General features: G+C 65.7%; 29 protein-coding genes and 1 pseudogene. 9 read left to right on the top strand and 21 right to left on the bottom strand.

All coding sequences use genetic code 11. From position 1 onward, the window contains the following. Positions 1 to 15 precede the first annotated feature (15 nt). The 6 genes from ACVILH_RS26090 to ACVILH_RS26065 all read right to left on the bottom strand — a co-directional run bounded on the left by ACVILH_RS26090 (position 16) and on the right by ACVILH_RS26065 (position 6,011). Positions 16 to 690: an HAD family hydrolase gene (locus ACVILH_RS26090; protein ID WP_456715449.1), complete on the bottom strand. Its 675-nt coding sequence runs from the start codon at positions 688 to 690 to the stop codon at positions 16 to 18. A 170-nt stretch (positions 691 to 860) separates the two neighbouring features. Beyond that, a complete protein-coding gene (locus ACVILH_RS26085) occupies positions 861 to 1,247 on the bottom strand; it encodes a hypothetical protein (RefSeq protein WP_456715448.1) in 387 nt (128 codons plus the stop codon). 116 nt (positions 1,248 to 1,363) lie between these two features. Continuing rightward, the gene (locus tag ACVILH_RS26080) at positions 1,364 to 1,570 is read right to left on the bottom strand and encodes a hypothetical protein (RefSeq protein ID WP_006611747.1); all 207 of its coding nucleotides are present in this window, start codon (positions 1,568 to 1,570) and stop codon (positions 1,364 to 1,366) included. 126 nt (positions 1,571 to 1,696) lie between these two features. Further along, positions 1,697 to 2,611 (bottom strand): hypothetical protein, encoded by a 915-nt coding sequence (locus ACVILH_RS26075; protein ID WP_456715447.1) that lies wholly within the window; start codon positions 2,609 to 2,611, stop codon positions 1,697 to 1,699. 524 nt (positions 2,612 to 3,135) lie between these two features. Continuing rightward, positions 3,136 to 5,205: a sensor histidine kinase gene (locus ACVILH_RS26070; protein ID WP_456715446.1), complete on the bottom strand. Its 2,070-nt coding sequence runs from the start codon at positions 5,203 to 5,205 to the stop codon at positions 3,136 to 3,138. Positions 5,206 to 5,273: 68 nt separating this feature from the next. Further along, entirely contained in the window at positions 5,274 to 6,011 is a 738-nt protein-coding gene (locus tag ACVILH_RS26065; protein ID WP_456715445.1) for a Crp/Fnr family transcriptional regulator, read from the bottom strand. Between the two features lie 336 nt (positions 6,012 to 6,347). On the opposite strand from ACVILH_RS26065, the gene ACVILH_RS26060 reads away from it, so the two are divergent. Continuing rightward, positions 6,348 to 8,423, top strand: a complete 2,076-nt coding sequence (locus tag ACVILH_RS26060) for a methyl-accepting chemotaxis protein (RefSeq protein WP_456715444.1) — start codon at positions 6,348 to 6,350, stop codon at positions 8,421 to 8,423. Positions 8,424 to 8,508: 85 nt separating this feature from the next. Here the strand turns inward: ACVILH_RS26060 and ACVILH_RS26055 are convergent, their stop codons facing one another. The 6 genes from ACVILH_RS26055 to ACVILH_RS26030 all read right to left on the bottom strand — a co-directional run bounded on the left by ACVILH_RS26055 (position 8,509) and on the right by ACVILH_RS26030 (position 12,342). Next, positions 8,509 to 9,054, bottom strand: coding sequence for a DUF4142 domain-containing protein (locus ACVILH_RS26055; RefSeq protein WP_456715443.1), 546 nt, complete (start codon positions 9,052 to 9,054; stop codon positions 8,509 to 8,511). A 29-nt stretch (positions 9,055 to 9,083) separates the two neighbouring features. Further along, positions 9,084 to 9,878 (bottom strand): DUF72 domain-containing protein, encoded by a 795-nt coding sequence (locus ACVILH_RS26050; RefSeq protein WP_456715442.1) that lies wholly within the window; start codon positions 9,876 to 9,878, stop codon positions 9,084 to 9,086. A 108-nt stretch (positions 9,879 to 9,986) separates the two neighbouring features. After that, positions 9,987 to 10,196 (bottom strand): hypothetical protein, encoded by a 210-nt coding sequence (locus ACVILH_RS26045; RefSeq protein ID WP_456715441.1) that lies wholly within the window; start codon positions 10,194 to 10,196, stop codon positions 9,987 to 9,989. Between the two features lie 126 nt (positions 10,197 to 10,322). Continuing rightward, complete coding sequence (locus ACVILH_RS26040; protein WP_456715440.1) at positions 10,323 to 10,520, bottom strand: hypothetical protein; 198 nt, start codon at positions 10,518 to 10,520, stop codon at positions 10,323 to 10,325. Positions 10,521 to 10,552: 32 nt separating this feature from the next. Next, the gene (locus tag ACVILH_RS26035; protein WP_456715439.1) at positions 10,553 to 11,881 is read right to left on the bottom strand and encodes a PQQ-dependent sugar dehydrogenase; all 1,329 of its coding nucleotides are present in this window, start codon (positions 11,879 to 11,881) and stop codon (positions 10,553 to 10,555) included. Then, positions 11,878 to 12,342 carry a DUF2231 domain-containing protein gene (locus tag ACVILH_RS26030; RefSeq protein ID WP_456715438.1) on the bottom strand — a complete coding sequence of 155 codons (465 nt, stop codon included), beginning with the start codon at positions 12,340 to 12,342 and terminating at the stop codon, positions 11,878 to 11,880. The genes ACVILH_RS26035 and ACVILH_RS26030 overlap by 4 nt, the downstream gene beginning before the upstream one ends. A 220-nt stretch (positions 12,343 to 12,562) precedes the next feature. Between ACVILH_RS26030 and ACVILH_RS26025 the strand changes: the two genes are divergently transcribed. Then, positions 12,563 to 13,099 carry a chlorite dismutase family protein gene (locus ACVILH_RS26025; RefSeq protein WP_456715437.1) on the top strand — a complete coding sequence of 179 codons (537 nt, stop codon included), beginning with the start codon at positions 12,563 to 12,565 and terminating at the stop codon, positions 13,097 to 13,099. A gap of 36 nt (positions 13,100 to 13,135) precedes the next feature. On the opposite strand, the gene ACVILH_RS26020 is transcribed toward ACVILH_RS26025, so the two are convergent. The 5 genes from ACVILH_RS26020 to ACVILH_RS26000 all read right to left on the bottom strand — a co-directional run bounded on the left by ACVILH_RS26020 (position 13,136) and on the right by ACVILH_RS26000 (position 17,694). Continuing rightward, on the bottom strand, positions 13,136 to 13,567 hold the full coding sequence (locus tag ACVILH_RS26020; protein WP_456715436.1) for a hypothetical protein: 432 nt from the start codon (positions 13,565 to 13,567) through the stop codon (positions 13,136 to 13,138). Positions 13,568 to 13,664: 97 nt separating this feature from the next. Further along, complete coding sequence (locus ACVILH_RS26015) at positions 13,665 to 14,078, bottom strand: Rieske (2Fe-2S) protein (RefSeq protein WP_456715435.1); 414 nt, start codon at positions 14,076 to 14,078, stop codon at positions 13,665 to 13,667. Beyond that, positions 14,075 to 15,172 (bottom strand): amidohydrolase family protein, encoded by a 1,098-nt coding sequence (locus ACVILH_RS26010; RefSeq protein WP_456715434.1) that lies wholly within the window; start codon positions 15,170 to 15,172, stop codon positions 14,075 to 14,077. Before ACVILH_RS26010 ends, ACVILH_RS26015 begins: the two co-directional genes overlap by 4 nt. Continuing rightward, on the bottom strand, positions 15,169 to 16,266 hold the full coding sequence (locus ACVILH_RS26005) for an amidohydrolase family protein (RefSeq protein ID WP_456715433.1): 1,098 nt from the start codon (positions 16,264 to 16,266) through the stop codon (positions 15,169 to 15,171). The genes ACVILH_RS26010 and ACVILH_RS26005 overlap by 4 nt, the downstream gene beginning before the upstream one ends. 45 nt (positions 16,267 to 16,311) lie before the next feature. Next, complete coding sequence (locus tag ACVILH_RS26000; protein ID WP_456715432.1) at positions 16,312 to 17,694, bottom strand: MFS transporter; 1,383 nt, start codon at positions 17,692 to 17,694, stop codon at positions 16,312 to 16,314. A 220-nt stretch (positions 17,695 to 17,914) separates the two neighbouring features. Here ACVILH_RS26000 and ACVILH_RS25995 point away from each other — a divergent pair, with 220 nt between their 5' ends. From ACVILH_RS25995 to ACVILH_RS25965, 7 genes and pseudogenes are all read left to right on the top strand, one after another. Continuing rightward, positions 17,915 to 18,832 (top strand): LysR family transcriptional regulator, encoded by a 918-nt coding sequence (locus tag ACVILH_RS25995; protein WP_456715431.1) that lies wholly within the window; start codon positions 17,915 to 17,917, stop codon positions 18,830 to 18,832. A gap of 97 nt (positions 18,833 to 18,929) precedes the next feature. After that, a pseudogene (locus ACVILH_RS25990) lies at positions 18,930 to 19,782 on the top strand (3-hydroxybutyryl-CoA dehydrogenase). A 720-nt stretch (positions 19,783 to 20,502) separates the two neighbouring features. Further along, positions 20,503 to 20,796, top strand: coding sequence for a copper-binding protein (locus ACVILH_RS25985; protein ID WP_456715430.1), 294 nt, complete (start codon positions 20,503 to 20,505; stop codon positions 20,794 to 20,796). Between the two features lie 31 nt (positions 20,797 to 20,827). After that, the gene (locus tag ACVILH_RS25980) at positions 20,828 to 21,646 is read left to right on the top strand and encodes a DUF2066 domain-containing protein (protein ID WP_456717078.1); all 819 of its coding nucleotides are present in this window, start codon (positions 20,828 to 20,830) and stop codon (positions 21,644 to 21,646) included. 181 nt (positions 21,647 to 21,827) lie between these two features. Beyond that, positions 21,828 to 22,652 carry an SH3 domain-containing protein gene (locus tag ACVILH_RS25975; protein WP_456715429.1) on the top strand — a complete coding sequence of 275 codons (825 nt, stop codon included), beginning with the start codon at positions 21,828 to 21,830 and terminating at the stop codon, positions 22,650 to 22,652. Between the two features lie 125 nt (positions 22,653 to 22,777). Next, entirely contained in the window at positions 22,778 to 23,500 is a 723-nt protein-coding gene (locus ACVILH_RS25970; RefSeq protein WP_456717077.1) for a DUF3750 domain-containing protein, read from the top strand. A gap of 89 nt (positions 23,501 to 23,589) precedes the next feature. Further along, complete coding sequence (locus tag ACVILH_RS25965; protein WP_456715428.1) at positions 23,590 to 24,021, top strand: Rieske (2Fe-2S) protein; 432 nt, start codon at positions 23,590 to 23,592, stop codon at positions 24,019 to 24,021. 33 nt (positions 24,022 to 24,054) lie between these two features. On the opposite strand, the gene ACVILH_RS25960 is transcribed toward ACVILH_RS25965, so the two are convergent. The 4 genes from ACVILH_RS25960 to ACVILH_RS25945 all read right to left on the bottom strand — a co-directional run bounded on the left by ACVILH_RS25960 (position 24,055) and on the right by ACVILH_RS25945 (position 25,710). Beyond that, positions 24,055 to 24,285: an FmdB family zinc ribbon protein gene (locus ACVILH_RS25960; protein WP_456715427.1), complete on the bottom strand. Its 231-nt coding sequence runs from the start codon at positions 24,283 to 24,285 to the stop codon at positions 24,055 to 24,057. Between the two features lie 234 nt (positions 24,286 to 24,519). After that, entirely contained in the window at positions 24,520 to 24,735 is a 216-nt protein-coding gene (locus ACVILH_RS25955) for a hypothetical protein (protein ID WP_006611771.1), read from the bottom strand. Positions 24,736 to 25,104: 369 nt separating this feature from the next. Continuing rightward, complete coding sequence (locus ACVILH_RS25950; RefSeq protein WP_456715426.1) at positions 25,105 to 25,296, bottom strand: hypothetical protein; 192 nt, start codon at positions 25,294 to 25,296, stop codon at positions 25,105 to 25,107. A gap of 63 nt (positions 25,297 to 25,359) precedes the next feature. Further along, complete coding sequence (locus ACVILH_RS25945; RefSeq protein ID WP_456715425.1) at positions 25,360 to 25,710, bottom strand: zinc ribbon domain-containing protein YjdM; 351 nt, start codon at positions 25,708 to 25,710, stop codon at positions 25,360 to 25,362. Between the last annotated feature and the right edge of the window lie 68 nt (positions 25,711 to 25,778).

Here is a 25,778-nt window from a genome sequence, read left to right as displayed (position 1 = left end):
TCGCCGTCGGCTCATTCAGCGCCGGCCACCGACCTCGTCGATATGGTCGAGGAGATCGGCCGGATCCTCATAGACGCGAATGGCGCCGGACTGGCGCAGCTCCTCCGAGCCGTAGCCGCCGCTGAGCAGGCCGACGCCGAGCGCGCGGCAGCGCGTCGCCGCCAGCATGTCCCAGATGCTGTCGCCGACCACCACCGCACGCTCGATCGGCGCGTCCAGGCGCGCGGCGGCGGCGAGAAACAGGTCGGGATCGGGCTTGGCGTAGCGGACCTCGTCGCGGGTGACGACTGCGCTCTGCTTCGGATCGACGCCGAGCGCGGCGAGATTGACGGCCGCGGTCTCCATCCGGCCTGATGTCGCGATCGCCCAGGGAATGCCGGCGTCGCTGAGGAACGACAGAAGCTCACGGGCGCCGGGCAGGGGCCGGACCTGCCGCCCGAGGTCCTGATAGGCCGCGGCGTGCGCGCGCCGGAGCCGCTCGATGCGGTCCGGCTCCATCGCAAAGCCGGTCTCGCGCAGCAGCTGATGCGTGAACAGGCCGCCGCTCATGCCGATCTTGCGATGGATGCGCCAGACCGACAGCTCGATGCTCTCGGCATCGAGCGCGGTCTTCCACGCCAGCACATGCTGATAGACGCTGTCGACCAGCGTGCCGTCGAGGTCGAACAGGAAGGCGGTTTCGTTGCGCATGGCGTTTGCTCCGGGGCCGCAATGAGACAGTGCCAAGCGACGGCGGCCGGTTCGAGTTCCTGGCCTGCGCGGGAAGGGTCACCTCAAGCCGGCGCAGCGTGCCGCGACGGCTCATCAGGATGAACGACGCGCCGCGGCCGTGCTGCCGGCCGGCGCGTGCTTGCGCCTGCTCAGCCCTTCGGGCGGATGAAGCCGGCCAGGGTCTTCTTGTGCTCCTCGCACCAATTGCTCATCCCGAGGCGGCGCTGATCCATGTCGATCGCCTGCGTGGCGACCGCCACCTCGGCCATCAGATCGTCATCCTGCTTCTGGCCCATCTTGCCGCCGGTGTGCATGTAGGCGATTGCCTGACGCACCTTCTCGGTGGTGCCGTCGGGTAGCTGCATGTCCTGCGCCTTCTTGACGAGGTCCTGATAGACGACGTCGATCCCGGGACATTCGACCTTGGTGGCAAAGGCCTCGAGCACCATCGAGGTATACACATGGCGCGGCTCGGCGCTGGCCGGAGCCACGGCAGCGGCCGTCAGCACGGCCGCGATCGTCAACTGCAAACGCATCACTTCAGGAGACCTCCCGCTTCGTTTTCGGGAAGGCTAGCGTCTGGTGGCAGCGCGATCAACAAGGAGGGCGGTGCAACACGCGCGAATTGATCGCGGCGGCAGCGGCGGCCGAGCTACTTGCTCAGCCGGCGCTCCTGCTCCTTGAGCAGCGCATCCAGCTCCTCGCTCTGTTGCGCGAGGCGGTCCGCATTGCGCTCCTCATCGGCCGCGCCGGACTGCGAGGCGGCCTGCTCGGTGATCTGGCGGATGTTGTCGCGCAGGATCGCGATGCGGTCGGCGAGGTCGGCTGCGGACAAGCTGGTCGGATCGGTCAGGCTCATGAACCCCTCGCATCGGCACTGTCAGGCGCAGTTCCTTAGCCGGATCGCCGCAGCCGGACAAGTGCATCACGACGCGCGAGCAACCGTGCGCGGCTGACCGCGAGCGCGGCGAAGGCGGTGTGCGCGTCAGCGCACCGGCATCGGCGGACGCACCACCGGCTGGTCCGGATCGGCCGCGGCCTGCGCCGGTGCGGAGGGCAGCGCCATCGGGGCCGGAGGCGGGGGAACCATGCTGGCTGCGGACGGCTGCGGCGGTCGCGGCCGGTGCGGCACGGCAGCGGCAGGTTGCCCAGGCGCCACGGCAGCGGTCGCAGGACGCGGCGCCGGGCGCGGCCGGATCGTCTGCTCGATGGCGCGCGGGTCGAACGGCCTGGCCTCGGCGGTGCGCTCGCTCGGCTTGGCCTCTGCGACGCGTGCCATCTCGCGCGCCATCTGCTCCTGGCCCGACTTGAGCTGGGCGAGGCTCGCTTTCAGCTCGCCGATCTGCTGGTTCAGGGCGGCGAGATCCTGCGCCATGGATTGCAGCAATTGGGCCTGCTCCTGCGAGGCGTTCGCGCTGATCGCTCCGGTCGCCGGCTCGGTCGCGTGCGACGGCGCTGCTGCGGCCGTCTCCTGCGGAGCAGACGAGGTGACAGGCTGGGCGGTCGAATCCCTGTCGGCATTCGAGACCAGCGAGATCCGCGGCATCCAATGTGCGATCACCTCCTGGGCCTGGTCGCCATAGCTCTGCCAGGCGGCTGCGGCGACGGCGCTGCCGACCGCGAACAGCACGGCCAGGACGGTGCGGACGATCCAGGTGCCGATGGTGGTGCGTCCCTCGGTGTCAGGAACGCTGCCCGCCGTCTGGGTCCGGAACGCGGGATCGACCCTCGGATCGATCCGCTGATCGATCTTGGGCGAGGGGACCTCCGGCGGCCGCTGCGCGCTGCGCCGCTCGGGTTCGACGCCCGGCCGGTCGGCGCGCGCCGCCAGCACGATATCGGGGTCGATCACGGCGTGGGGCTGCTGATCGGCTTCTTTCGTCGTCGTCGTTGCAAGCATTGACGCTCCGTCCTCCGTTGTCGTCCGCCTGCCGGCGGCGCTCGGCTCCGTCCGATGTCTCCTACCAACGCAACGTTCTACGCAAACTCGTCGTACCAACGTCTCGCGGGTAGCAACGCCTGATGAGATCGTCTGCTGATGACGACGTCACGCGACGCTCGGCCCGAGGGCCGCTTCAGAACAGAACCTGGATACCGGTTGTCCCGCATGCGCATGCGCCTGCATGTGCATGGTGTTGATAGTGGCCTGAGCCGGATGCCCCGGAACGTCCCATCCTCGTTCCGCCGCCTCGACGCTCAGCTGATTCCTCGTGCATCTCCGCACTCCCTGCCATATCGGGCCAAACCAAGGCAAACGCATGGCGAAGCGCAGCTCAAGGCAAGTCGTACATGACAGGTCGTACATCGCAGGTCGTACGTATCCGACGGCCGCTCCTCAGGCCGTCTGCCCTTGAGCATACTCCGAATGGAGGGCGAAGGCTACGCCGACAGCGCATGGGCGCCTCGGCCATTCCTGCCGACTGGTCAGCGCGCGAGGATGTCGTCGGCCGGCAGCCGGATCTCGCAGCAAAGCCCGCTCGGCTCGAAACGCCTCGCGACGCGCGCGCCGACGTCATAGGGCAGCATCTGCTCCAGCAGCACGGTTCCGAAGCCTTGTCTGTTGAACCCCAGCGTGCGGCCCGACATGCCGGTCTCGACCCAGTCGATGACGAGCCAGCGGCGCCCATCGTGCTCGTCGAGCCGCCACGCGATGCTGATGAAGCCGCGCGGCACCGTCAGCGCACCGTATTTGAGCGCATTGGTCGCGAGCTCGTGCATCGCCAGCCCGATGCTCTCGGCGGCCTTCGGCTTGATCCTGACGGCAGGACCTGACAGCGAGACCTGGCGATCCTCGCGCGCGGCGCCGGCGCGCAGCTCGTCGGCAATCAGCTCGGCGAGATCGAAGCCGGCGAGTGGATCGCGGGTGATCACGGCCTGAATGCGCGACAGGGCCGAGATACGGCCCTCGAGATGGCCGGCGAAATCCTCGACGCTGTCGCTGCTGTCGCCGGTGCGCCGGATGATCGAGCGGATCACGCCGAGCATGTTGCGCACCCGGTGCTGCAACTCGGCCAACAGGAATTTCTGGTGCTCGGCGGCCGAGACGAGCGCCGTGATGTCCTGGGTGATGCCGCCGATTCGCTGCACCTGACCGGCGGCATCGACCATCGGGAAACTACGGATGCGCAGCCACCGAACCGCGCCATCGGTCTGCCTGACGATGCGGAAGTCGAAGCTGTCGCGTTCGCCGCCCCTGGCGCGCTCGAGGCCTTCGAGCACGCGCGGCCGATCCTCGGCAAGCATCAGATCCGTCCAGGACGTGATGTGATCGCCCTGGGTCACGGCGGCGCGGGGCAGGCCATAGATCGCCTCGAAGGCGGGGCTCAGATACTCCCACTTCATGCTCCTTGCATCGCGGATCCACACCACGTCGGATGAGGCTTCGCCGAACTGGCGAAAGCGTGCCTCGCTATCGCGCAACGCGGCCTCGGTGCGCTTATGGTCGTCGATGTTCATTGCAAGCTCGACCAGCGTGCCGTCGCCGAGGTCGCGGCCGGCGAACATCATCCAGGTGCGCTCGCCATCCTTGCGGAAGTACTCCTTCTCGTAGGGGCCGATCCGGCCGGTGCGCCGTAGTTGCTCGATCTGGGATGCGGAGCTGTCGACCCATTCGGGCGGCGTCATCCGCTGCCAGCTCAGCTGACGACTTTGCACCTCCTCGCGTGAATAGCCGGTCATCGCGAGGAAGGCGTCGTTGGCATCGACCAGCGTGCCCTCAGCGTGATTGAAGAACAACACGCCGACCGTGTCGATCTCCATGAGACGCTGTAGCGGATGCGCGCTCGATCCGTTGCCGTTCACGAGCGGGCTTGCAGGTGGAGAGTCTTGACGCTGCTCGCCGCAGCGGAGATGGGCCGCGAGCTCAGGATGGGACTGCGCCAAGGCCAGCACATCCGGATCGATCGCGAGCTCGGGATGCGCATCGGCCCAGAACTGCGCCATCCGCAGATAGGCCATGAAAGACGTCAGCAGCTCGAAGCAGGCTGTGCCGAAGGCGTTGCGGATCGCCAGGCCGGCGCGGGCGGCGAAGGCGCGCTGCAGGAACACGGCTCCCGCCGCATCGAGCAGATCGGCCTCGGCCTCGCTGCGCGGCTCAGGAATATCGATGGGCTCACCGATCGCCTCGAGGCGGCAAAGCGCCGCCGCGATCCGTGTGGAATCCGCAAGCGGTCTTGCTAGCAGCGCAATCGCCTGGTCGATCGTCTCGGGGCGGCACGCCGGATCGCCGGCCGGCCGGCCTAGTCCGACCAGGAAGCCGACATGCCGGGCGAGGCAATAGGACGAGGCGTTGAGGCGTGAGAGATGGACGGCCAGCCGCTCCTTGAACAAGGACGGCAGCGCCGTATCGAGATAGGCGCATTTCGCAAACTGCCATAGCTGGCGGGTGGTCTGCGGGGCCGACGGCGCCAGCCGGAACAGGTTGGGCACCAGCCCGAGGCGGAGCGCGATCTCCTGCTCGAAACGCTCATCGTCGCGCACACGCAGCTCGGCCATCGCCGTGTCCCCGGCAGAACGTCACCCCCGGCAGTCCAGCTCAATCCGCGGGCTCCCGGAGGAACGTGTCACTCATTCGCGTCAAGCTGACGACCTTCGCGGTCCAAATGCAAGTAATTGGCGTTGAACAGTCCGGCGCCCATCAGCCGCTCGAGATCCGGCAGCACCAGCATCTTGCCCTTGAGCACGATCAGATTGCTGGCCCGCAATTCCTGAAGGGTGCGGTTGACGTGAACCTTCGACAGCCCGGTCGCCTCGGCGAGATCCGCCTGCGTCAGCGGGAAGCTGCAACTGTTGTCGTCGGCGAGCCCTGCGAGACGCAACCGGAAGTACAGCTCGCACAACAAATGCGCCATGCGCTCGGACGCGGTGCGCTGTCCGAGGTTCATGGTCCATTCGCGCTGGATGGCGGCGTTGACCAGCGTCTCCCACCAGAACGCCGTGGCGATGCGCGGATAGCCGGCGCTGATCTCGTCGAAGAACTCGCGCGGCAAGTCGGCGATCGAGACTGGCGTGATGGTGCCGATCGAATGGTCCATCTCGCGCAGGATGAAGATGTTGAGGTCGCAGATGTCGCCCGGCAGGAAGAACGAGACGATCTGGCGCCGGCCATCCTCGAGCTGCTTGTAGCGGCAGGCCCAGCCGTTCAGGATCAGGTGGACGTCCTTGGGCTTTTCGCCTTCGCGCGCGATGTCGGTGCGTGGCGCGAACGTCCTGACCCGCTGCGCGGCAGCGCGGTTGAGCATCAGTCGATCCGCCGCGGACAGGCGGACGAAATTCTCGAGCTTTCGAACCAGATGACTCAAGGAACGGTTCCCCCGGCTCGCTTATAGGGGTTCCATGCGGTGCGCCCACAATAACTTATGTTAGCATGATACCTCATCACTTGCCGCAAATTTCTTTGCTGCGCGGGAACCAATGAGGCCTCGGTCTTTCGCGGAACCGTGCAGGTGATACGCCGGCCATCCAATGTCGTGTGTTCGGCCGATGCGACAGGGCTTCAGCTACGCGTGCGAGAGACACCGGGAAACTACGGGATTTGGTGTTGCGCGGCGTTTCTGTCAAACCGAAGTCGAAAAGATTAAGACCCTCTTAGGCTCCGCTTCCTAAGTTGGTGAAAATCAATCAGTTGGAAACGTATCATGCGAGTCGGTCAGCTCTTTGCGGTCTCGATGCTCTCGGTTGCGGGCCTCGCCTGCGTATTAGGAGGAGAGATCGTCGTCTCGCAATATCGCGCCTATGCGAGCAAGACGGAGGCGATCAGGTCCGTCGATGCGTTCGGTGCGGTGCTGCTCACCGGACAGGCCGTCGCCGGATTCAGGACGTCCTACGCCACGACCCTGTTCCAGGAGGCGCCTGCCAGCCCCGCGCAGCTGGAGGCCATGGCCAAGGCCGGCCAGCAGGCCGACGCCGCCTTTGCGAAGGCGCGCAGCACGGTCGAATCGATTTCCGACAGCCAGTCGATCATCGACGGCTTGAACAAGGCGACCGCGAAGCTCGGCGAGGTCCGCGCGATGGTGGATCGTGCCGTCCAGGTGCCGTTGAGCTCGCGCGACCAGAACGCGACCAGGAGCGTGCTCCCCGGCATTTCCGAGACCCTGAAGATCATGGAGCCGCTGTTGAACCGGCTTGAAAGCCGGGTGGCGGCCGCCGATTCCTCGCTGACCCCGCTCCTCATCATCGCGCGCACCGCGCAGGATCTCAGGTTGACCGCGGGCGGACGTGCCGCCATGCTGTCGCCGGTGCTCGGATCGAAGCGCCCGCTGACCGTGGCCGAGATCTCCGCGATGGATCGCGCCCAGGGCCGCGTCGAGGCCAACCGCGAGCGGATCGAATCCAGCATCGATCAAATCGGCAATCCGCCAAGCGTCGTCCAGGTCATGAACGAGGCCGTCGATGGCTATTTCAGCAAGACCGCAGCGCTGATCGAGAAGGAGGTCGCCGCCTCACGCAGCAACGGCAATTACTCGCTGACGCCCGAGGAGCTCGGCAATCTCGCGGTTCCGCCGATCCTGAAGTTCTTGTCGGTCCGCGACAAGGCCTTGGCGGAGGCGCGTGAACGCGCGGAAGCGGAGCGGGACGAGGCGCGCCTGATGCTGCTGCTCGGCAGCGCGGCCGTGCTGGCGCTGCTCGGCATGCTCGGCGTCGTCACCTTCATGCTGCGCCGTCGCGTGATCGCGCCGCTCGCGGCCCTCACCGGCGTCGTGGGCGAGCTCGCGGCTGGCCGTGACGACGTCAGCATTCCCGCGAGTGACCGCCAGGACGAAATCGGAACGCTCGCCGGCTCGCTGCAGGTGTTCAAGGACGCGCTGCTGGCGAAGAAGGCCGCCGATCGTGCGGCCGCGTCCGAGGCCGAAGCGAAAATCCAGCGCGGACAGCGCGTCGACGCGATCACCCGCGAGTTCGAGGCTGTCATCAGCGAGATCGTTGAGGTCGTGTCGTCAGCCTCCACCGCGTTGGAGAGCTCTGCGGGAACGCTCACCTCCACGGCGGAGCAGTCGGAGCGGTTGGCCACCACCGTGGCGTCCGCTTCGGAGGAAGCGTCGACCAACGTGCACTCAGTTGCGTCCGCCACGGAGGAGATGTCGTCGTCGGTGAGCGAGATCAGCCGGCAGGTGCAGGATTCGGCTCGGGTCGCCAATGAGGCGGTTCAGCAGGCGCAGCGCACCAATGATCGCGTCGGCGAGCTCGCCAAGGCAGCCGGTCGCATCGGCGACGTCGTCGAGCTGATCAACTCGATCGCGGGCCAGACCAACCTGCTGGCGCTCAATGCGACGATCGAGGCGGCGCGTGCCGGTGAAGCCGGGCGCGGCTTTGCCGTCGTGGCCTCCGAGGTGAAGGCGCTGGCCGAGCAGACCGCGAAGGCCACCGACGAGATCAGCCAGCAGATCAACGGCATCCAGTCGGCGACGCAGGAGTCTGTCAACGCGATCAGGGAAATCGGCGAGACCATCGAGAAGATGTCGGAGATTGCCTCGACGATTGCATCGGCGGTGGAAGAGCAGGGCGCAGCGACGCAGGAGATCTCGCGCAGCATTCAGCAGGCCGCGCACGGCACGCAGCAGGTCTCGTCCAACATCACCGACGTGCAGCGCGGCGCCAGCGCGACCGGCCAGGCCTCGGCGCAGGTGCTGAACGCAGCCAAGTCGCTCGCCGGTGAAAGCAGCCGATTGAAGCGCGAAGTGACGCGGTTCCTCGGCTCGGTCCGCGTGGCCTGACGACCGATCGGCGCCGCGACATGAAAGAGCGCCGGATCGCGTGGATCCGGCGCTTCCTGTTTGGCAGACGAGCGGCTCGGGGCTGTTACTTCGCGCCTTCCTTGGCCTTCTCCAGATTCTGCGCCATCTCCAGATGATGCTGCAGCGCCGGCAACGTCTTGCCGGCCCATGCCTTCAGCTCGGGATTGTCGCCACCCTTTGCGTAGCGCTCGAACAGCGACACCGCATCCTTGTGAGCACTGACCTGCATGTCGTCGAAATCCGAGCTGAAGTCCTTGCCCTGAGCGCCCTTCAGCTTGTCCAGCTTGCTCTGATGCGCGCTGTCGAGCGCCGTCGGCAGCTGCACCTTGAGCTTGCCGCTCTCGACCATGCTCTTGAGCTCGCTCGACGTCTTGGTGTGGTCCTTGACCATCTGCGCGGCGAAGCTCTTCTCCTGTGCGTTGCCCTTCTGCTCGCCAAGCTGGTTCGACTGCAATTCGAACATGTCGCTGATGGCGACCTGCTTGACGAAATCTTCCGTGCTCGGCGTGATGCCGAGCGCCGAATTGACGCCGGTCTTCTCGCCGACGGATTGCGCCAGGACGGGCCCGGCGATCAGCAGACAACTGATGGCAATGATCGTACGCTTCATGGTTGGTTCCTCTCCTCGATGGTTGAGGATTAAACCTGGAGCTGGTCGCGAGGTTCCGCTGCGGCCGTGCGCGAGCGGCTCGTTGCGCTGCTACGCGGCGAGGAAAGGAGAGCGCGAAGCCGGAAGGCGTCGGCGGGAGCTGCGCTCTTCTGGTCGTTGTCGAAGTAGACGAACACCTCGATGCCGTGCGTCGACCAGGTGCGGATGCGCTTGGCCCAGTCCTCGAGTGTCGCTGTGGGATAATTGTCCTTGTAGCGGCCACCCGGGCCATGGCCCCGCACATAGACGAAATCCGCCGTGCGCTTCCAAGGCGCCGGCGCGTCGTGATGGTCCGACAGGCAAAGCGAGATGTTCGCTTGCTTGAGCAGGCGCAGGATGGCGGGGGCATACCAGCTCGGATGGCGGAATTCGAAGCTGTAGCGGCGGTGTTTCGGCAGCAGCCGGAGAAAGGATGCTAGCCGGTCGTGATCAGCCTCGAACTGCGGCGGCAGCTGAAACAGCACAGGCCCGGCCTTGTCGCCGAGCAGCTTCAGGCGGCTCTCCATCAACTCGAGACTGTTGACCGAGCGGTCGGACAGACGCTTCCAATGGGTGATGAACTTCGACGCCTTCCAGGCGAAGACGAAGTCGGGACCGGTCTGGTCGTGCCAACTGCGCACGGCGGCCTCGGTCGGCGTTCGGTAGAAGACGCCATTCAATTCGGTCGTCTCGAATTGGCTGGCGTAATAGGGCAGTTGATGCCTGATCAGCAGGCCGGGCGGAAAGAAGGGGCCGCGCCAGGACTCATAGTGCCACCCTGATGTGCCGACGACGACGCGAGCCATCCACTCTGCCTCCCCGAGATCGTGACAATCTCGAGAGAAGCGTTCTCTTGCGCCGAGGTTCCTGGGATCGAGGGACATCCGGATCGTCGCCCGAGCCGCGGCGCGAAGTCAGCGCTGCTCGGCAGCCTGCATGACCGGTGCGCTCAGCAGCTCGTTGATATGAGCGGCTGTCTCAGCCTGGAGCGCCTTCTTCAACATCATGTCGCGTTCCGGCCCTGCTGGGAGCAGCTGCGCTGCGTTGCGCGCGGCCATGGCAGCCTGCTGCAGTCGGTCGGCAAACGAGACGGTTTGTTTGCGCCGGTTTCTCTTCTGCGTCATGGCAAGCTCCTGTTCATCTCGGCAGGAGCTTGCGACTTTCACTCGGGTATGTCGCTAACCCACGTTAGCGTGCAGGTCACGTTCCGTGGAGCACGAGGGAACCGGAATGTGGGCACGAGCAACTGATTAGTTGTTTGACCGGTCCGGGTCGTTTCCGGGGACGCTGAGATGCACCTCATGTCCTTGCTTGAGCGCCAGCGTGGCCGCAGCCGCGGCCGATTCGAACGCCGCTTCCCGGGTCGCGTAGTCGCCCTGTGCATCGCCATCATGCAGCACGCTCCAGCGCTCGCCGACGGCGACGACTGCATATTGTGCCAATCCCATTCCATCCTCCATCGCTGCTGCCGCGAGCGTGCTCAGCTGCCGGACGCCGTGACGCGCCAGACCGTGTTGCCGACATCGTCGGCGATGAGAAGCGCGCCGGTCTTGTCGACCGCCAATCCGACGGGCCGGCCACGCGCCTCGTTCTGGTCGTTGAGGAAGCCGGTGACGACGTCTTGCGCTGCGCCGTTCGGCTTGCCGCCAGAGAACGGCACGTACACCACCTTGTAGCCGTTCAGCGGCGTCCGATTCCAACTGCCATGCTCGCCGACGAAGGCGCCGCCACGATAGGCCTGGGGTAGCGCGTTCGCGGTGTAGAACGTCATCCCGAGTGGCGCGACGTGGGAGCTCAGCGCATAGTCGGGCGCGATCGCCTTCTCGACCAGATCGGGCCGTTGCGGCTGCACGCGCGGGTCGACATGCTGGCCATAATAGCTGTACGGCCAGCCATAGAAGGCGCCATCCTTCACCGACGTCATGTAGTCCGGGACGAGATCCGGGCCGATCTCGTCGCGCTCGTTCACGACCGTCCACAACGCGCCGCTCTGCGGCTCGAAGGTCAACCCGTTCGGATTGCGCAGGCCGCTGGCGAACACCCGCCAGCGCCCGGTCGTGCGGTCCACCTCCAGGATCGCGGCGCGGTTCTTCTCGGCCTCGATGCCGTTCTCGGTGATGTTGCTGTTGGAGCCGACGCCGACATAAAGCAGCCGGCCGTCCGGGCTGGCAGTCAGGCTCTTGGTCCAATGATGATCGATCGGACCGCCGGGCAGCGCCGTGAGCGTGGTGCCGGCGTCCTTCATCTGCGTGTCGCCCGGCGTGTAGGGATAGCGGACGATGGCGTCGGTGTTGGCGATGTAGAGGTCGTTGCCGACCAGGGTCACCCCGAAGGGCGAGTTCATGTGATCGATGAACACGCTCTTCTGCTCCGGCACGCCGTCGCCATTGGTGTCGTGCAGCAGCGTGACGCGGTTGCTCGGCCCGGTGCTGCCGCCGGACGTCGCCCAGGATTCCACGAACGCCATGACGATGTCCTTCGGCCGCTTGGGCGGCGGCGGAGGCGGCGCCTTGGATTCCACCACCAGCACGTCGCCATTCGGCAGGGTGTAGAGCGAGCGCGGATGTTGCAGCCCGGTGGCCAGCGCCTCGATCTTCAGGCCCGGCGCAACCTTCGGCGTCTCGCCCTGCTTCCAGCCGACGACCGTCGCGACATTCATCGGCGGCAGCAGATATTGCGTGAGCGATGGCAATTTGACGTTCGGGCCGACCTCCGCCTTGGGATCGCCGCCTTCGTTGCAGCCCGTGAGGGCGAGCGCGGATGTTGCGAGCAGCAGAGCTGCGAATAATGTGGTGCGTGAGGTTCTCATCGAGCGACTCCCACGCGATGGCGATAGACGAGCGACCAGCCGAGCCAGCCGGTGATCGGCAGGATCAGCACGGTGACCAGCGACAGGATGAGACCGGTGGGAACCACCGACGTCCATGCATCGCGCGCGTGCACCATGTTGTTGAAGAAGGCCAGCACCAGCGCAATCAGATTGCCGATCATGTGCGGCCAGGCCGGCGCCTGCGCGCGGACCAGCCGGTTGCCGAGAAAGTCGATCAGGCCGGCGATGCCGGCCAGGATGCCCATGATCAGGCCGATCAGCAGCAGCCACGCCGACATGTCCGCCCACATGATCTCAGCCGTGCGCCAATAGGCGATGTCGGTGACGAGGGCGCCGATGAAGCAGACGATCGGGAATGGCACCAACATCGGGTGGATCGGATGTCGCGCGATGCGCGCTGTGGAATCCAGGGCAGGGCGGTTCGTCTCGGCGGTGGTCACAGCGGTCTCCTCGGTCGGCGCAGTGCGCTGGCTGCTTGAGAACAGCTGGCGTCTCCGGGTGTTCCGATTGAGATCGTGAATTCCGCATGGCCGTTTGTCTGAGCAGGAGCTGCCCACGTTTTGCAATTGCAAACCGCCTTGATCGACGCATGATCAGAGAAGCTAAGGTGATAGGGAATTCCCGGTCTGATCGGGGGATGCAATGGCTGCTGTCCAACGCATGTTTTCATTCGTCGGCGGACCGGTCGGGGCGTGGACGGTCCGTGAGATCCGGCCGGTGCAGGGGCCAACGTTGGCGGATGTTGCGGGCCTGGATATCGTTCAGGGCTCGGTGCCGTCTCAAGACGAGGGCTGGTCGCTCCGCGGCATCACTAGCAATGTCAGGTACACGACGCGCTCAGAGCAGAGTGCACTCGCCTCGGTTCAGGCCGGGCTCGGACGATCAGAGGCACGCCGCGCTGCGCTGATCCCGATAACGAAGACGGCCGCATGGTGGGAGCTGCCGCAAGATGAGCGACGGGCGATCTTCGAGGAGCAGTCGCGTCACACCAGCATCGGCTTGAAATATCTGCCGCCGGTCGCGCGGCGGCTGCATCACTGCCGCGACATCGGCACCACTGAGCCGTTCGATTTCCTGACCTGGTTCGAGTTTGCTCCGGAGCACGAGACCGCGTTTGATGATCTCCTGGCTGAGCTGCGCGCGACCAAAGAATGGGAGTTCGTCGCGCGAGAGGTCGAGGTCAGGCTTACGCGGTGACCGCGCGTCGTTCCGCAGAGGCCAGCCGTCCTTGCATTATCGACTCTTGTTGAGCGGTCCTGAGCCGCGTGCGCTGTCGCTGGCGGTGTCGTTCGCCGGAGCCGCCGGTGCGGCCTGCTTCGGCGCCGCGTTACCCGTGGTCTGCTGACTGGTCGATTGCGCGTCCTGGCGCGGGCCCTTGTCGCCGGCGAAGGACCAGAACATCAGCGCGATCGCTGCCGCTACGACAACGATCGGGATCAACAGCGCATAGGGGGTGTTGCTCTGCATGCCCGGGACGCGCGATCCGGCGCTGGTGGCGCTCTCAGCCTGATCGTGGGCGTGGATCGATGCGCGCGTGTTCTCGTCGAGCCTTGCGCGTTCTCCCGGCCGCAGCCGTCCCGAGCGAGTCGCGGCATAAGCGAGGATCAGGCCGAGGATGACGATGCCGAGACCCCACCCCCAGAATGTTGCTGCTCCACCATTCATGCCGATCGCCTCCCGCGCTGCTCCACCGGCGGACCTCGCCGCCGGACGCAGCATCAACGAGAGGGATTCGTATCCGTTCCTTGTACGAAGCTGACGGTCAGAGCTCGACGATGATGTAGTCGTTCTCGACGACCACCGGAAAGCGCTCGGCGACGTAGGGGCCCTTGACCAGGTTCCCGCCGGACTCGCGCCTGACCTCGTAGTTGCGCAGCCGGGTGGTGCGCGGGTCGCACCAGGACTGGCCGGTGGCGAGCTCGAACTCCCAGCCGTGCCAGGGGCAGCGCAGGAACTCGCCGTCGCGCTCGAGGCGATAGTCGCCGGGACCCGACGAGGTCGCAATACCGGTGAGGACACCGTTGCAGATTCGCGCGCCGCCATGGGGACAGCGGTTCAGCAGCGCATGCAACTGGCCGCCGACATTGAAGAGCGCGATCTCGCGGCCGTCGACGAAGGCGGTGCGGCGCGCTCCCGGCGGCAGCTCATCGGCGGAACAGACGACGTGCCGGCTCATGACAGGCGATACAATGCCATCGCATTGTCCCTGAAGATCTTGCGGCGCTGCGCCTCGGTCATCGGGAATTTGAAGGAGAAGCTCGGATTGTCGTAGTCCCAATGCGGATAGTCCGAGGAGTAGAGCAGGCGGTCCCAGCCGATCCAGTCGATGATCTCGACCAGATGCCGGGCGTGCTCGGGCTCCTCGATCGGCTGCGTCGTCCACCAGATGTGCTGGCGCAGATAATCGGACGGCCGCTGCTTCAGATGCGGCACCTCCTTGCGGAACTTGTCGAAATGCTTGTCCATGCGCCAAGCCAGCGCCGGCGCCCAGGCGAAGCCGCCCTCGACGAGCACCACCTTGAGGCCGGGGAAGCGCTCGAACACGCCGCCCAGGATGAAGCTCGCGGCGAGCGCCTCCATGCAGGCGACGAAGACGTAGTGCTCCTGCAGGTAATAGGTCGGCCAGCCCGAGCCGGTCGATGGATGCCCGCCATTGTAGCCGACCGGATGAAGGCCGATCGGCAGGCCGGCGCGCTCGGCTGCTTCGTAGATCGGCCAGTAGCGCGGATGTCCCAGGGGATCCGACGGTCGCGACGACAGCATGATCTGGACGTAGCGGCGATCGCCGGCGCAGCGCTCGATCTCCGCGACGGCGGCCTCGGGGAATTCCTGCGGCACCACGATGCCGGCGCGCAGCCGCGGCTCCTGCCGCACCCAGCGGTCGATCTGCCAGTCATTGGTGGCACGCGACATCGCGGCCGCGAATTCCGGATTGCGCTCCTCCATGCCGCCTTTGCTGAGCGCCATCAGCAGGCCGAACTCGACATTGACGGGATCGAGATGCTGCTGGCGCAGCATGTCGAGATCCGAGCCGGCCGGGCCGCTGGCCGGCAGCGCATCCGCGCGCATTCCGGCGGCCATCATCCGCGGATACATCAGGGTGCTCGACAGCGCCTGCCGCACATGCACGCCATAGGTCTGGTAATGCTCGCGCCAGCGCGGCGCCAGATAGGGCAGCAGCTCGCCGGGCGTGCGGTGGGCCGGATGGATATCGCAATCGACCACCGCGAGCGTCTGGCGCGCCTGGACTTCCTGGAACGGTGCGTTCATCGGATCGTCTCCTCGAATGCGGCTGCGCCTGTGGTCTGTTGCGCCAGGCGCGGATAGGTCGCCATCGCATTGTCGATCAGCAGCTTCCGCAACGTGGCGGCCGACAGCCCATCCGGCAGCACGTCGTCGCCGTCGAACTGCCAGTGCGGATAGTCGGTGGCGAACAAGAGCCCGTCGTCGGAGCCGATGCGCTCGATGGTCTGTGCCACTGCTGCCGCATCCGGTGCATCGAAGGGCTGCGTCGTCAGGCGGATGTGCTCGCGGATGATGTCGGATGGCCAGCGGTCGACCCAGGGCGTCTCCGGCCTCGCGCCGCGCCAGGTCTTGTCGGTGCGCCACATCGTCACCGGCAGCCAGCTGACGCCGGATTCCATTAAGACGAATTTGAGGCCGGGGAAGCGCTGGAAGACGCCTTCGGCGATCAGGCTCACCGTCTGGTTCTCGAACGCCTGCGCCTGCGCGACATAGTCCTCGAACTGATAGCAGGGCCAGCCGACGATGGTCGGCGCATAGCGATAGGTGCTGCCGGCGTGAACCGCGATAACCAGCCCGTGGCGTTCCGCGGCTGCGTAGATCGGGAAGTACTCGCGGCGACCGAGCGGCCGCTCGCCCATCGCCAGCATCAGGATCTGCACGAAGCGTCCGTCGGCGGCGAGGCGCTCGACCTCGGCGACTGCCTGGGCGATGTCCTGGGGATGAATCAGGATCGAGCCGCGCAGCCGCGGCTCGCGGTCGAGCCATTCGACGCGCAGCCAGTCGTTGACGGCGCGGCACAGCGCCGCTGCCATGTCGTCATTGTGGAGCGCGACGCAGCCATGGATGACATTGGCGATGGCGAAGCGGATTCCGAAGGCGTCGAGCGCCTGGGCCTGGACCGTCTCCAGCGCTGTCGCGGCCGGTGCTGCGCGCCAGTCCTCGCGCATGCTGATCGGCGCATTCGGCGGATAGCTCATCATCGCGAACGGCATGCGGTCGAGGGCACGATTGACGATCTGGTCGCGCCAGTAGTCATCGAGATAGGGCAGCAACTGAGGAATGGTCGGTGAGGGGACGTGGAGATCGCAATCGATTGCGCCCGCATAAGGCAGTCTCATCGTCGGCTCCGTCATGGTGTGAGCGGGGTTGCGAGCGGCTTGTGGTCAGGCCGGCGCGGGCTGATCGACTTTGTCCGGCTCGGCCGCCGCGACCGTGTGCCGGCGCTGCGAGAGCCCGAGCGTGACGACGCAGCTCGCCATCACCAGGGGCGGCAGCGCGGCGAGCAGGAACAGGCTCGACGCCGGGAGGTGCCGTGCGAGCAGGAGCCCGGCGATCAGCGGCCCGCCGATAGAGCCGATCTTCGCCACCGACAGCGCCCAGCCGACCGCGGTGGACCGGTTGGCGCTGGGATAGAACTGTCCGACCGCGCTGTTCAGGCCCTGATGGCCGCCGACCACGAAGAAGCCGACGCACATCATGGCGATGAGGAAGCCGGCATCGCTGAAGCCGGCGAACCCCAGCGAGGCAACCAGCGGGCAGGCGATCATCGGCACCGCAGCGATCGCGAGCACGCCGTAGCGGTCGAGCACGACGCCGGCGAGCAGCGCGCCGACCGCGCCGCCGAGGCTGAACATCGAGAGCCCGAACGCCGCCTGCGCGGGCGTATAGCCGGATGCCTCGGCGAGGATCGGCGTCCAGCTGTTGAGGAAGAACATCGTCATCGAGCTGGCGATGTAGGCAAGCCACAGCAGCGGCGTGATGAGTGCGAGCTTGCCGTCGAACAGCGCGGACACGCGCGGGAGCAGGCCGCTGCCGGCCGGGCTCGGCTCTTCGTGAACGACAAAGCGGCTGGAGGGCGTCGCCGCCAAGCCGGGCTCGATGTCGTTGACGATGCGGGCCACCGCGTCAGGCTGCTGGCCGTGCACGACGAGGTATTTGATCGACTCGGGCAGCGCATAGAAGCTGACAAAGGCCGCGATCAGCGGCAGCACGCCGCCGATCCAGAACACGATCTGCCAGCCGAGCTGCGGCACCAGCCAGGCCGCGATCAGCCCGCCGGCGCTGCCGCCGCCGACGTAGCCGAGCATGATGATCGAGACCACGGTGCCGCGATAGCGGCTCGGCACATATTCGAGATTGAGCGAGAAGCACAGCGGCGCAAGTCCGCCGATCCCGATGCCGGCGAGGAAGCGCAACGCGATCAGCGTATTGAGATCGCCGGCCCAGACCGTCAGCAGGCTGAAGCCGCCGAAGGTCAACGTGGCTGCAACGATCGCAAGGCGCCGGCCGATGCGGTCGCCGAGAGAGCCGAAGATGAGACCGCCGACCAGAATGCCGAACACGCCGGCGCTGAACACGACGCCCAGCGTGGCTTTGTCGATGCCCCAGTTGCGGATCAGGGACGGGGCGGCAAAGGCCATGGCGTGCAGGTCGTAGCCGTCGAGGCACATCAGTGCCGTGGAGAGGATCATCACGCGCAGCACCACGCCGTTGCGGCGTTGGCGCTCGATGACGTCGCTGACGTCAATGACGGCTGTGGCGCTCATGGTCGCTCCTTCCCCTGGCCTGTTGTCTGCCGTTCGTGAACGACGGCTTGTTGCAAACCACTCTGGCGACGGCCGGCCGGGACTGGGCGGAGCGGCCGGCGTCAGGACGCAACCTGGGGACGCGTCCGCAGCCAAAGCAGTTTGCAGCTGCAGGCTATTTGCTTCGGGATCGAGGGAGAATAGGCTAATTTGGAAGGACATTTTTTCCGGATTGGATGAAATGAGCGACAGCCTGTTGAACATGAAGGCTTTTGTGGCGACGGCGCGCGGCGGCAGCTTTTCCGAAGCGGCGCGCCAGCTCGGTCTGGCGCCGTCGGTCGTGACCAAGCGGGTGAGCCAGCTCGAATGGTCGCTCAAATGCAAGCTGATGCGCCGCAGCACGCGGCGGCTGCAGCTCACCGAGGTCGGCGAACGCTATCTCGAGACGATGCAGCACATCGTCCGCGAGTATGACGAGATGGCCGCCGGCGTGAAGCGTTCGCCCGACGAGATCGAGGGCCAGATCCGGATCAAGGCGCCGGGCTCGCCGATGGCGATCGATCTCTGCGGATTGCTGGCGAGCTTCCAGATCAAATATCCGCGCGTCACGCTCGAGGCGCAACTGGTCGACCGCACGGTCAATCCGGTCGAGGAGGGCTTCGACATCGTGCTGACGATGATGCCGTCATCGTTTCATGGCGTCGTCGAAGAGCCGCTGCTGGCATTTCCGCGCGTGCTGTGCGCCGCGCCGTCCTACATCGCGCGCCGCGGTCAGCCGCGTCATGTTCGCGATCTCGCCGATCATGACTGCCTGGTGTTTGCGCCGATGGGGCCGGTCTGGACGTTCGACGGCAAAAGCGGCCTGACCACCGTTGCGGTCCGGCCGCGCCTGGTGACCAACAACAACGCGCTGCTGGTCGAAGCGTTGAGCGCCGGCGGCGGCATCGCCGTGGTCTCGCGGGCGGCGATGACGCCGCGCCTACAGAGCGGAGCGCTTGTCGAGATTCTGCCGGAGGTGCTGGTGCCCGATCTCTGGGTCAAGGCGCTAGTGCCGACGACCCGGGTCAATCTGGCACGCGTGCAGACACTGCTGTCCGTGATCCGCGACGCCTTCCGTGCCGTGGGAGACGGTCCGCCGGCGCGCCTCGCGGCCTCCTGATTCCAGCGCGTCTGGGCCCTACCGGGCTGCGCGATTGCCTGTTAAGCAGCAGCGGAAAGCGGCGCGTGATCCGCAGGACACGAAAGAGGGATTGGATATGATTCAGACGGTCGGCATCATCGGAGCGGGCACCATGGGCAACGGCATCGCGCAGGTCTGCGCGGCGGCCGGGCGTGCCGGTCGTCATGGTCGATATTTCGGAGCAGGCCGTGGCGCGCGGCATTGCGACGGTGGGCTCCAGCCTCGACCGCCTGGTCAAGAAGGACAAGTTGACGGCGGCCGACAAGGACAAGGCGCTGTCTCTCATCACCGGCACCACGGACAAGGCGAAGCTGTCGAGCTGCGATCTGGTGATCGAGGCCGCGACCGAGAATGAGGAGCTCAAGCTCAAGATCCTGAAGGATCTCTGCGCCGGCCTGAAGCCGGAGGCGCTGATCGCGACCAACACCTCCTCGATCTCGATCACCAAGCTTGCGACCGGGACCGACCGGCCGGATCGCTTCATCGGCATGCACTTCTTCAATCCGGTGCCGATGATGGCACTGCTCGAGCTGATCCGCGGCTTGCAGACCTCGGATGCCACCCACGCGGCCGCGGCCGATTTCGCCAAGCGGATCGGCAAGGTCGCGATCACCGCCAAGAACAGCCCCGGCTTCGCCGTGAACCGCATCCTGTGCCCGATGATCAATGAGGCGATCTTCGCCTATTCGGAAGGTATCGCGACCGCGGAAGACATCGACGAGGGCATGAAGCTCGGCTGCAATCATCCGATCGGGCCGCTGGCGCTGGCCGACCTGATCGGCCTCGACACGATGCTGTCGGTGATGGAGGTGTTCTACAACGGCTTCAACGATCCGAAATATCGTCCGGCGCCGCTGCTGAAGGAGATGGTGGCCGCAGGCCAGCTCGGTCGCAAGACCGGCAAGGGCTTCTACGATTACAGCAAGTAGTCGCGGCAACACGCGATCGCTTCGATCAATCCAGCGCGGCGGGCATTCGACCCGCCGTCATGCCGCGAGCATTGCTCCACGATTATTGAGCCCAAAAAGGATATCGCTCGTGCGCGTGATCTCTCATGCGAGATACGTTGCGCGAGATCGTTCAGCGAATTGGCCGCAGCACGGCAACGAACAGCGCCGGGCCGGCAAGGGGCCATGCCTCACTGATGCAGCCCTCTAAGCCGCCGCCCGGCGTGCCGTTTGTGAGTGGCCGCGATGCGAGGATCCGAAGCGATATCGTCGCATTCAGCGGAGGTGGTACTGAGGTGGAGTCATTGATCCTCCTGGTCGTCTCAGTTGTCGGGTGTCGCCCGATCGGTGTCGCTGCTCATGGATGAACTACGTCGATCAAGCGACTGCACGATCGTCCTCCTGGGCATCGTTGCTGTCAAGGCGCATGATGACGCAATGATGAATTCGGCGTTACAGGATGCTGTTGCGCTCGCGACGCAGTGCAAAAGTAGCTGCGCTCGTCTCTGATGACAAATCGCTGGAAATGACTATGTGAGGGCGCGCCGGCTCGCTTCAGCTTCGATGCGCAGTTGTCATCGTGGGTTTGCTGCGGGTCAAACCGCCGCATGCAGGCTGGCGTCAAATGACACGGTGGCATTCCAGGGAACCAACGCATTCGCGGGCACTTGTCTGCCGCGGATGGAAAGTAGGAGAACAGCGATGAGAGCAGCAACGATCACTCTGGCCACGGTCGCGGCTCTGGTGTCGAGCGTGCCCGTTTTCGCAGCCGAGCAAGGCACCGCGGGCGTCGTGACGGGAATCAACCGGCTCAACGGCACCATCGCGATCAAGCGCGTCCAGAGCGGAACCGTCGGTGCGAACATGGCGGCGGAGGAGTTCAAGATCAAGGACAACGCCATGATCGAGGACATTCATGCCGGCGATCGCGTCAATTTCTCGATTTCTGACAACGGTGCAACAAAGACGATCACCAAGCTCGATCGGCAGAAATAGTCCGAGAACGTCTGGGGTTCGCCGAGGTGACATGATCAGGCTGCGCAACGCCCGCCTTGCCTGGGGCGCATTGTGCGTGGGCCTTGGGCTCGTGACCACGTGCGATGCTGTGCGCGCGGATCACGATCTGCTCTATCAGGCGCAGACCGTCGTGACGGGGCAGGGCGAGGACAATCGTCGGATCGGCTTTGCAGACTGTCTTGAGGATGTCCTGATCAAGGTGTCCGGCGCATTCCAATTGAAGGATGATGGCCGGCTCGCGCTGTTGAAGGCGCGGGCCGGCGATTTCGTCACCGCCTTCGACTATCACGACCAGATGTCGGGTAAGCCGAAGCGCGATGAGCAGGGCACGCGCGACCGGCCCTACGACCTGACCGTCACCTTCGATCACGGCGGGATTGACGGTTTGCTGCAAACGCTGGACGTGAAGCCGTGGCTGACGCCGCGGCCGTCGATCGCCGTCATCGTTGCGATGTCATCCGGCAGCCGGACGTTCCTGGTGACCTCAGACGACAGGCAGTCTGAACTGCAACGCGATGCGTTGCGCGCCGCGGCCAGCAAGCGCGGCCTCACTGTCTTGCTTCCCGGTGCGTCGCAGGCCGGACCCGTCGCAATCGACGGCGCTGATCTTCCGCCAGCGACGCTGGCGTCGTCATTGCGTGGAGCCGAGGTGACGCTGCTTGGTCATCTCACCTGGGATGATTCCGATCTCGGCTGGGTCTCGCAATGGCAGCTCGACGCAGCGGGCGCAAAGCATCGATGGCAGTTTCGTGGCGTGACCTTCGATGAGGCCTTTCGTCGCGGACTGGGTGGCGTGGCGCAGATCCTGTCCGGCAACGGTTCCCCCTAGGGCCATCACGTTCGCGGCCACGCCCGCAGCACGCGCGTCAGCGCAACTGATACCCCAAGTGATCTCACTTCCTTTCCGGCGGCGCCAATGAGGCGCAGCGCAGCGCTGCCTCCACGCTCGCGCCGTGAGGTTGCCGCGATGGCCTGCCACGCTCAGTGCTGAACCAGACAGGAGGGCGCTCGTGGTGAAACTCAGGACGTGTCTCGTTGCTGCGCTGCTGATTGCGACACCCGCCTCGTTCGCCGTGGCTGCGCCGGGCCTGGTGCGAACATCAGCCACGATGCGCGCAGGACCCGGCCCCGGTTTTCCAGTAGTCGACAGGATTCCCGCAGGCGCCCGCATCACCATTCACGGCTGCATCGAAGGCGGCGCGTGGTGTGACGTGAGCCTCGAGGGCGAGCGCGGCTGGGTCGCAGCGAGGACGCTCCGATATTTGTACCGCGAGCAATATGTCTATCTGCCCGAATACGTCGAATACGTTCCCGTCGCCCCGTTCGTGCTGACCACCTATTGGAGCAGCTTCTACTTCGGGCGGCCGTGGTACCACCGGCAGGCGTTTTGGAACCGGTACTGGCTTCGTCACCCGCCTGTGATGGCGCAGAATCCGCATCCGACCGGCATGACGCCAGGCGGACCAGCGCGCGGCCCGGGCGCCGTCGGGCAGGCCCCCGGCGGTGCGGGGCCGGTGACCGGATCTGTGGCGCCGCCACGCATGGCGACCGGTGGACCGCCCGCGCCCGCTGCCGGACCCGGCGTTGCTGCGGGTTCGCCTGGCCAGGCAGGCATGGCGGGACGCGTCCCGCAGCCGGGAATGGGACGAGGTGCCGGTCCGCAGGGAGCGCGTGCGCAGATGATGGGCATGCGAAGTGGGATCGGGAGCTCTCTCTCCATGGGCGGCGTGTCTCAGGCCGGAGGCATGGCCGCGATGGGTGCGCCTCGGATGGCCGCCGGCGGTGTGCGCGGTGGCGGCGGCCGGGGATCGGGAGGCGGTTTCCGCCGCCATTGATGCGCGGCTTGCGCGTTCGCGCAATGACGAACCCGGGCCATCGCCGCTGGCGGTCGCGCGGAGAATGACTACATGCGTCTCACTCCCAGTCATTCTTGTCGTCCTTGCCGATCGTGAAAAAGCTCGTGCTCGTCTTCCTGCTGCTCATCATCGCGCCCCTCTCGCTCTCAGCCGCGAACTATCTGCGCGGCGATCGTCGCGGCAATTGGCAGACCGCGGATCGGTCGAGCGCGGGCCTTTTGCCGCCTCCGGCCCAACATGCCGACGCCATCGTCCGCGTGTTCGCTGCGCGCACCGTGCGCTGGCGCGGCATCTTCGCGGTCCACAGCTGGATCGTGGTGAAGGAGAAGGGCGCCCCGCGCTACACGCGCTACGACTACACCGCCTGGGGCGAGCCGATCCGCGTCGATGGCTTCGCGCCCGACGGACGCTGGTTCGGAGCATTGCCGGAGACGGTCCTGGCCGTGGACGGCGAGGAGGCCGAGCGCGTGATTCCGAAGATCCGCGGCGTCGTCGAGACCTATCGTTTCCGCACCTATGGCGACTACAAAGCCTGGCCGGGACCGAATTCGAACACCTTCGTGCAGGCGGCCTTGAATGCCGTGCCCGAGCTGAACGCAGTGCTGCCGCCGACCGCGATTGGCAAGGACTATCCCTATGACGGCTGGTGGGGGCGGACCGCGTCCGGCACGGGCCTGTTCGTGTCGGCGGGCGGCTATCTCGGCCTCACCGTCGGCTGGATCGAGGGGATCGAGCTGAACTTCTTCGGTGGAGTTCTCGGCATCGATGTGCGCCGGCCCGCCCTGAAATTCCCCGGAATTGGCCGGCTGGGCATGCCGCTGGCGTAAGGCCCCCGACACGGCCATTGGCATACCGCTTGCTGCGCCTCTGTTCCAGGCGCCACGCGATGTCGCGTCTGCGCCAATGGAGGCCCGTGATGAGCATGCTGTTTGCGATCTGCGCGACCTATGAGGTGGACGACGGCACGGCGCGTGGCTTCGTCCTGCAGCGGCGTGAGCCGGATGGCAGCGCCAAGCCCTGGCCGATCCTGGTGACCCGCAAGGGCAATTATTTTTATGGATTCGAGAATGCCTGTCCCCACCAGGGCGCCCGCCTCGACAAAATTCCTGGCGAGTTCATGGACGAGGAGGGCAATTTCCTGGTCTGCGGCCAACATGGCGCGCAGTTCGATCTCGATACCGGGCAATGCTTCATCGGACCCTGTCAGGGCAAGGCGCTGCTCCCGGTCACGCTGGTGATCGACGACGGTGACATCTGCCTGTCCGGCGTCGATCTCGACGAGGAGGACGGTCTCGACATCGACGATCCCGAGGACGACGTCCCCGAAGTGCAGATCACATCGGACTGACACCACGCGCCGGGAATTGCCGGCGCCGATCGATCAGCGCTTCTTGCGCTCGGCGCGGCTGTAGTTGCTGAGATGTCCCTCGCGCGCGGCCTGGGCGCGGGCCGCCTCGATCAGGCCGGGGCTGCGCGCAGGCGGTGCGGGCAGCGACGGCAGGCGCGTCAGCTTGCGGCCGCCGCAGGTCGGACAGACCGGCTTCTCCGAGATCCCGATCAGCAACTCGACCTCTTCGGCACAGGTCGCGCAATGGAAGCTGTAGAACGGCATGACGCATCCCCCTCGTTGACATCAGGGGGCGCTGCACGAAGCGGGCCAGTGAAACGGGCGCAAAAATTGCTGATTTGGGCCGGGTCCGGGGTCGTTTGCGTGCAAACGGAGCTCCTCCGCTCCGAACCCTGTCTCAAACGCGACGCGGCCGACGTCGGACGCACCACAGCCATCGGAGGCCTCCCACGCGGCAGCCGGCGTCCGACGTTGGACGCCGGCCAGCCGCGGACGAACTCAGGCGTGGGTCTTCGGCACGTATTGGCCGGCGACGCACTTGTAACTCTGCAGACGCCACTCGTGATACGGACCCTTGGACATCCAGTCTGCGATTCCGATCTGCGCGTTGACCGCGCAGGATGTCATCGTGATGCCGGACATCTCGCTGTTGGTAACGACCTTCTCCATGCAGAGCTGGCCGTTGCAAAGTAGTGCGACGAGAGTGACGAGCACGTTGATTCTGCCTCCAAAGAGTGGGACCCGGTGAGGATCAAGAAAGCAGAGTTCATGCCAAGTTATGAATGCAGGCCGTGCTGCTACGGAAGGGAGTGATACGGGTGTCACTTCATGGCGACAGAAGCGTGATGAAGTAGCCGCTCATATCACGCACGGCGAGCTTGGAGTGGCATTATTCCCTCTGCTGATGAGTTCGCAGTGGGGCACCTGCAGGGCGATCCCATCTTAGATCGCGGCTGGCATCGCGAGCATTGTCAAAGATCAGGCAATGGCTGCGCAGGCTTGCGGCGTTGGCTGCCGAGGGGCAGCGCGTCGCGAGACCGCCGGAGACATCTCGCGGAAGGGTTCGACCGTGTAACGACAGCCTCAGGCTTCGTTCAGTCCGGCGCCGCGGTCGGTCAATACCTTCTGGCCCTTAGGGGTCAGCTCATAGATGTCGCCGTCCTTGGCGACGTAGCCTTCGCGAATGAGGCCGTCGATCTCGTCCTGCCGGTCGGGCGAGAAGGCGATCGCCTGGCCGATGTCCGAAAGCGTCGCGATCTGGTCGTCCGTCAGCATGGCCATCCTCCCGTTGTTGATGCGAACGCAAGGGCGTCGCGAATGTTCCGGGAGGACGGCGCTCTACGCCTTGCGGACGAACTCCGACTTCAGGTTCATCTGGCCGATGCCGTCGATCTTGCAGGCGATGTTGTGACCGTCGCTCGCGTCCTGCAGACGGATATTGCGCACCTTGGTGCCGCCCTTCACGGTCGAGGACGAGCCCTTGACCTTGAGGTCCTTGATGACGATGACACTATCGCCGTCCGCGAGCACATTGCCGTTGGCGTCGCGGATGCTGGTATCATCGCCGGCCGTCGCGGCGACGGCGGCATCTGCGCTCCATTCGTGACCGCATTCCGGACAGACCCACAAGGCGCCGTCCTGATAGGCGTGCTCGGAGCGGCATTGCGGGCAGGTCATCGCGTCGGTCATCTCATCCTCAGGCGCTGCTGGTAGCGTGGCGCAGCGATAGAGGCTCGGATGGAACCGGGCAAGGAAAA

Source organism: Bradyrhizobium sp. USDA 4353, assembly GCF_054063215.1.
Note: the sequence above shows the minus strand (reverse complement) of the source record. Positions and strands in the feature narration are given on the sequence as shown.

What these genes read in the sequence shown, in the direction of transcription:
- ACVILH_RS26090 (WP_456715449.1), bottom strand. Translation starts at nt 690, where the DNA reads ATGCGCAACGAAACCGCCTTCCTGTTCGACCTCGACGGCACGCTGGTC.
- ACVILH_RS26085 (WP_456715448.1), bottom strand. Translation starts at nt 1,247, where the DNA reads ATGCGTTTGCAGTTGACGATCGCGGCCGTGCTGACGGCCGCTGCCGTG.
- ACVILH_RS26080 (WP_006611747.1), bottom strand. Translation starts at nt 1,570, where the DNA reads ATGAGCCTGACCGATCCGACCAGCTTGTCCGCAGCCGACCTCGCCGAC.
- ACVILH_RS26075 (WP_456715447.1), bottom strand. Translation starts at nt 2,611, where the DNA reads ATGCTTGCAACGACGACGACGAAAGAAGCCGATCAGCAGCCCCACGCC.
- ACVILH_RS26070 (WP_456715446.1), bottom strand. Translation starts at nt 5,205, where the DNA reads ATGGCCGAGCTGCGTGTGCGCGACGATGAGCGTTTCGAGCAGGAGATC.
- ACVILH_RS26060 (WP_456715444.1), top strand. Translation starts at nt 6,348, where the DNA reads ATGCGAGTCGGTCAGCTCTTTGCGGTCTCGATGCTCTCGGTTGCGGGC.
- ACVILH_RS26055 (WP_456715443.1), bottom strand. Translation starts at nt 9,054, where the DNA reads ATGAAGCGTACGATCATTGCCATCAGTTGTCTGCTGATCGCCGGGCCC.
- ACVILH_RS26050 (WP_456715442.1), bottom strand. Translation starts at nt 9,878, where the DNA reads ATGGCTCGCGTCGTCGTCGGCACATCAGGGTGGCACTATGAGTCCTGG.
- ACVILH_RS26045 (WP_456715441.1), bottom strand. Translation starts at nt 10,196, where the DNA reads ATGACGCAGAAGAGAAACCGGCGCAAACAAACCGTCTCGTTTGCCGAC.
- ACVILH_RS26040 (WP_456715440.1), bottom strand. Translation starts at nt 10,520, where the DNA reads ATGGGATTGGCACAATATGCAGTCGTCGCCGTCGGCGAGCGCTGGAGC.
- ACVILH_RS26035 (WP_456715439.1), bottom strand. Translation starts at nt 11,881, where the DNA reads ATGAGAACCTCACGCACCACATTATTCGCAGCTCTGCTGCTCGCAACA.
- ACVILH_RS26025 (WP_456715437.1), top strand. Translation starts at nt 12,563, where the DNA reads ATGTTTTCATTCGTCGGCGGACCGGTCGGGGCGTGGACGGTCCGTGAG.
- ACVILH_RS26020 (WP_456715436.1), bottom strand. Translation starts at nt 13,567, where the DNA reads ATGAATGGTGGAGCAGCAACATTCTGGGGGTGGGGTCTCGGCATCGTC.
- ACVILH_RS26015 (WP_456715435.1), bottom strand. Translation starts at nt 14,078, where the DNA reads ATGAGCCGGCACGTCGTCTGTTCCGCCGATGAGCTGCCGCCGGGAGCG.
- ACVILH_RS26010 (WP_456715434.1), bottom strand. Translation starts at nt 15,172, where the DNA reads ATGAACGCACCGTTCCAGGAAGTCCAGGCGCGCCAGACGCTCGCGGTG.
- ACVILH_RS26005 (WP_456715433.1), bottom strand. Translation starts at nt 16,266, where the DNA reads ATGAGACTGCCTTATGCGGGCGCAATCGATTGCGATCTCCACGTCCCC.
- ACVILH_RS26000 (WP_456715432.1), bottom strand. Translation starts at nt 17,694, where the DNA reads ATGAGCGCCACAGCCGTCATTGACGTCAGCGACGTCATCGAGCGCCAA.
- ACVILH_RS25995 (WP_456715431.1), top strand. Translation starts at nt 17,915, where the DNA reads ATGAGCGACAGCCTGTTGAACATGAAGGCTTTTGTGGCGACGGCGCGC.
- ACVILH_RS25985 (WP_456715430.1), top strand. Translation starts at nt 20,503, where the DNA reads ATGAGAGCAGCAACGATCACTCTGGCCACGGTCGCGGCTCTGGTGTCG.
- ACVILH_RS25980 (WP_456717078.1), top strand. Translation starts at nt 20,828, where the DNA reads ATGATCAGGCTGCGCAACGCCCGCCTTGCCTGGGGCGCATTGTGCGTG.
- ACVILH_RS25965 (WP_456715428.1), top strand. Translation starts at nt 23,590, where the DNA reads ATGAGCATGCTGTTTGCGATCTGCGCGACCTATGAGGTGGACGACGGC.
- ACVILH_RS25960 (WP_456715427.1), bottom strand. Translation starts at nt 24,285, where the DNA reads ATGCCGTTCTACAGCTTCCATTGCGCGACCTGTGCCGAAGAGGTCGAG.
- ACVILH_RS25950 (WP_456715426.1), bottom strand. Translation starts at nt 25,296, where the DNA reads ATGCTGACGGACGACCAGATCGCGACGCTTTCGGACATCGGCCAGGCG.
- ACVILH_RS25945 (WP_456715425.1), bottom strand. Translation starts at nt 25,710, where the DNA reads ATGACCGACGCGATGACCTGCCCGCAATGCCGCTCCGAGCACGCCTAT.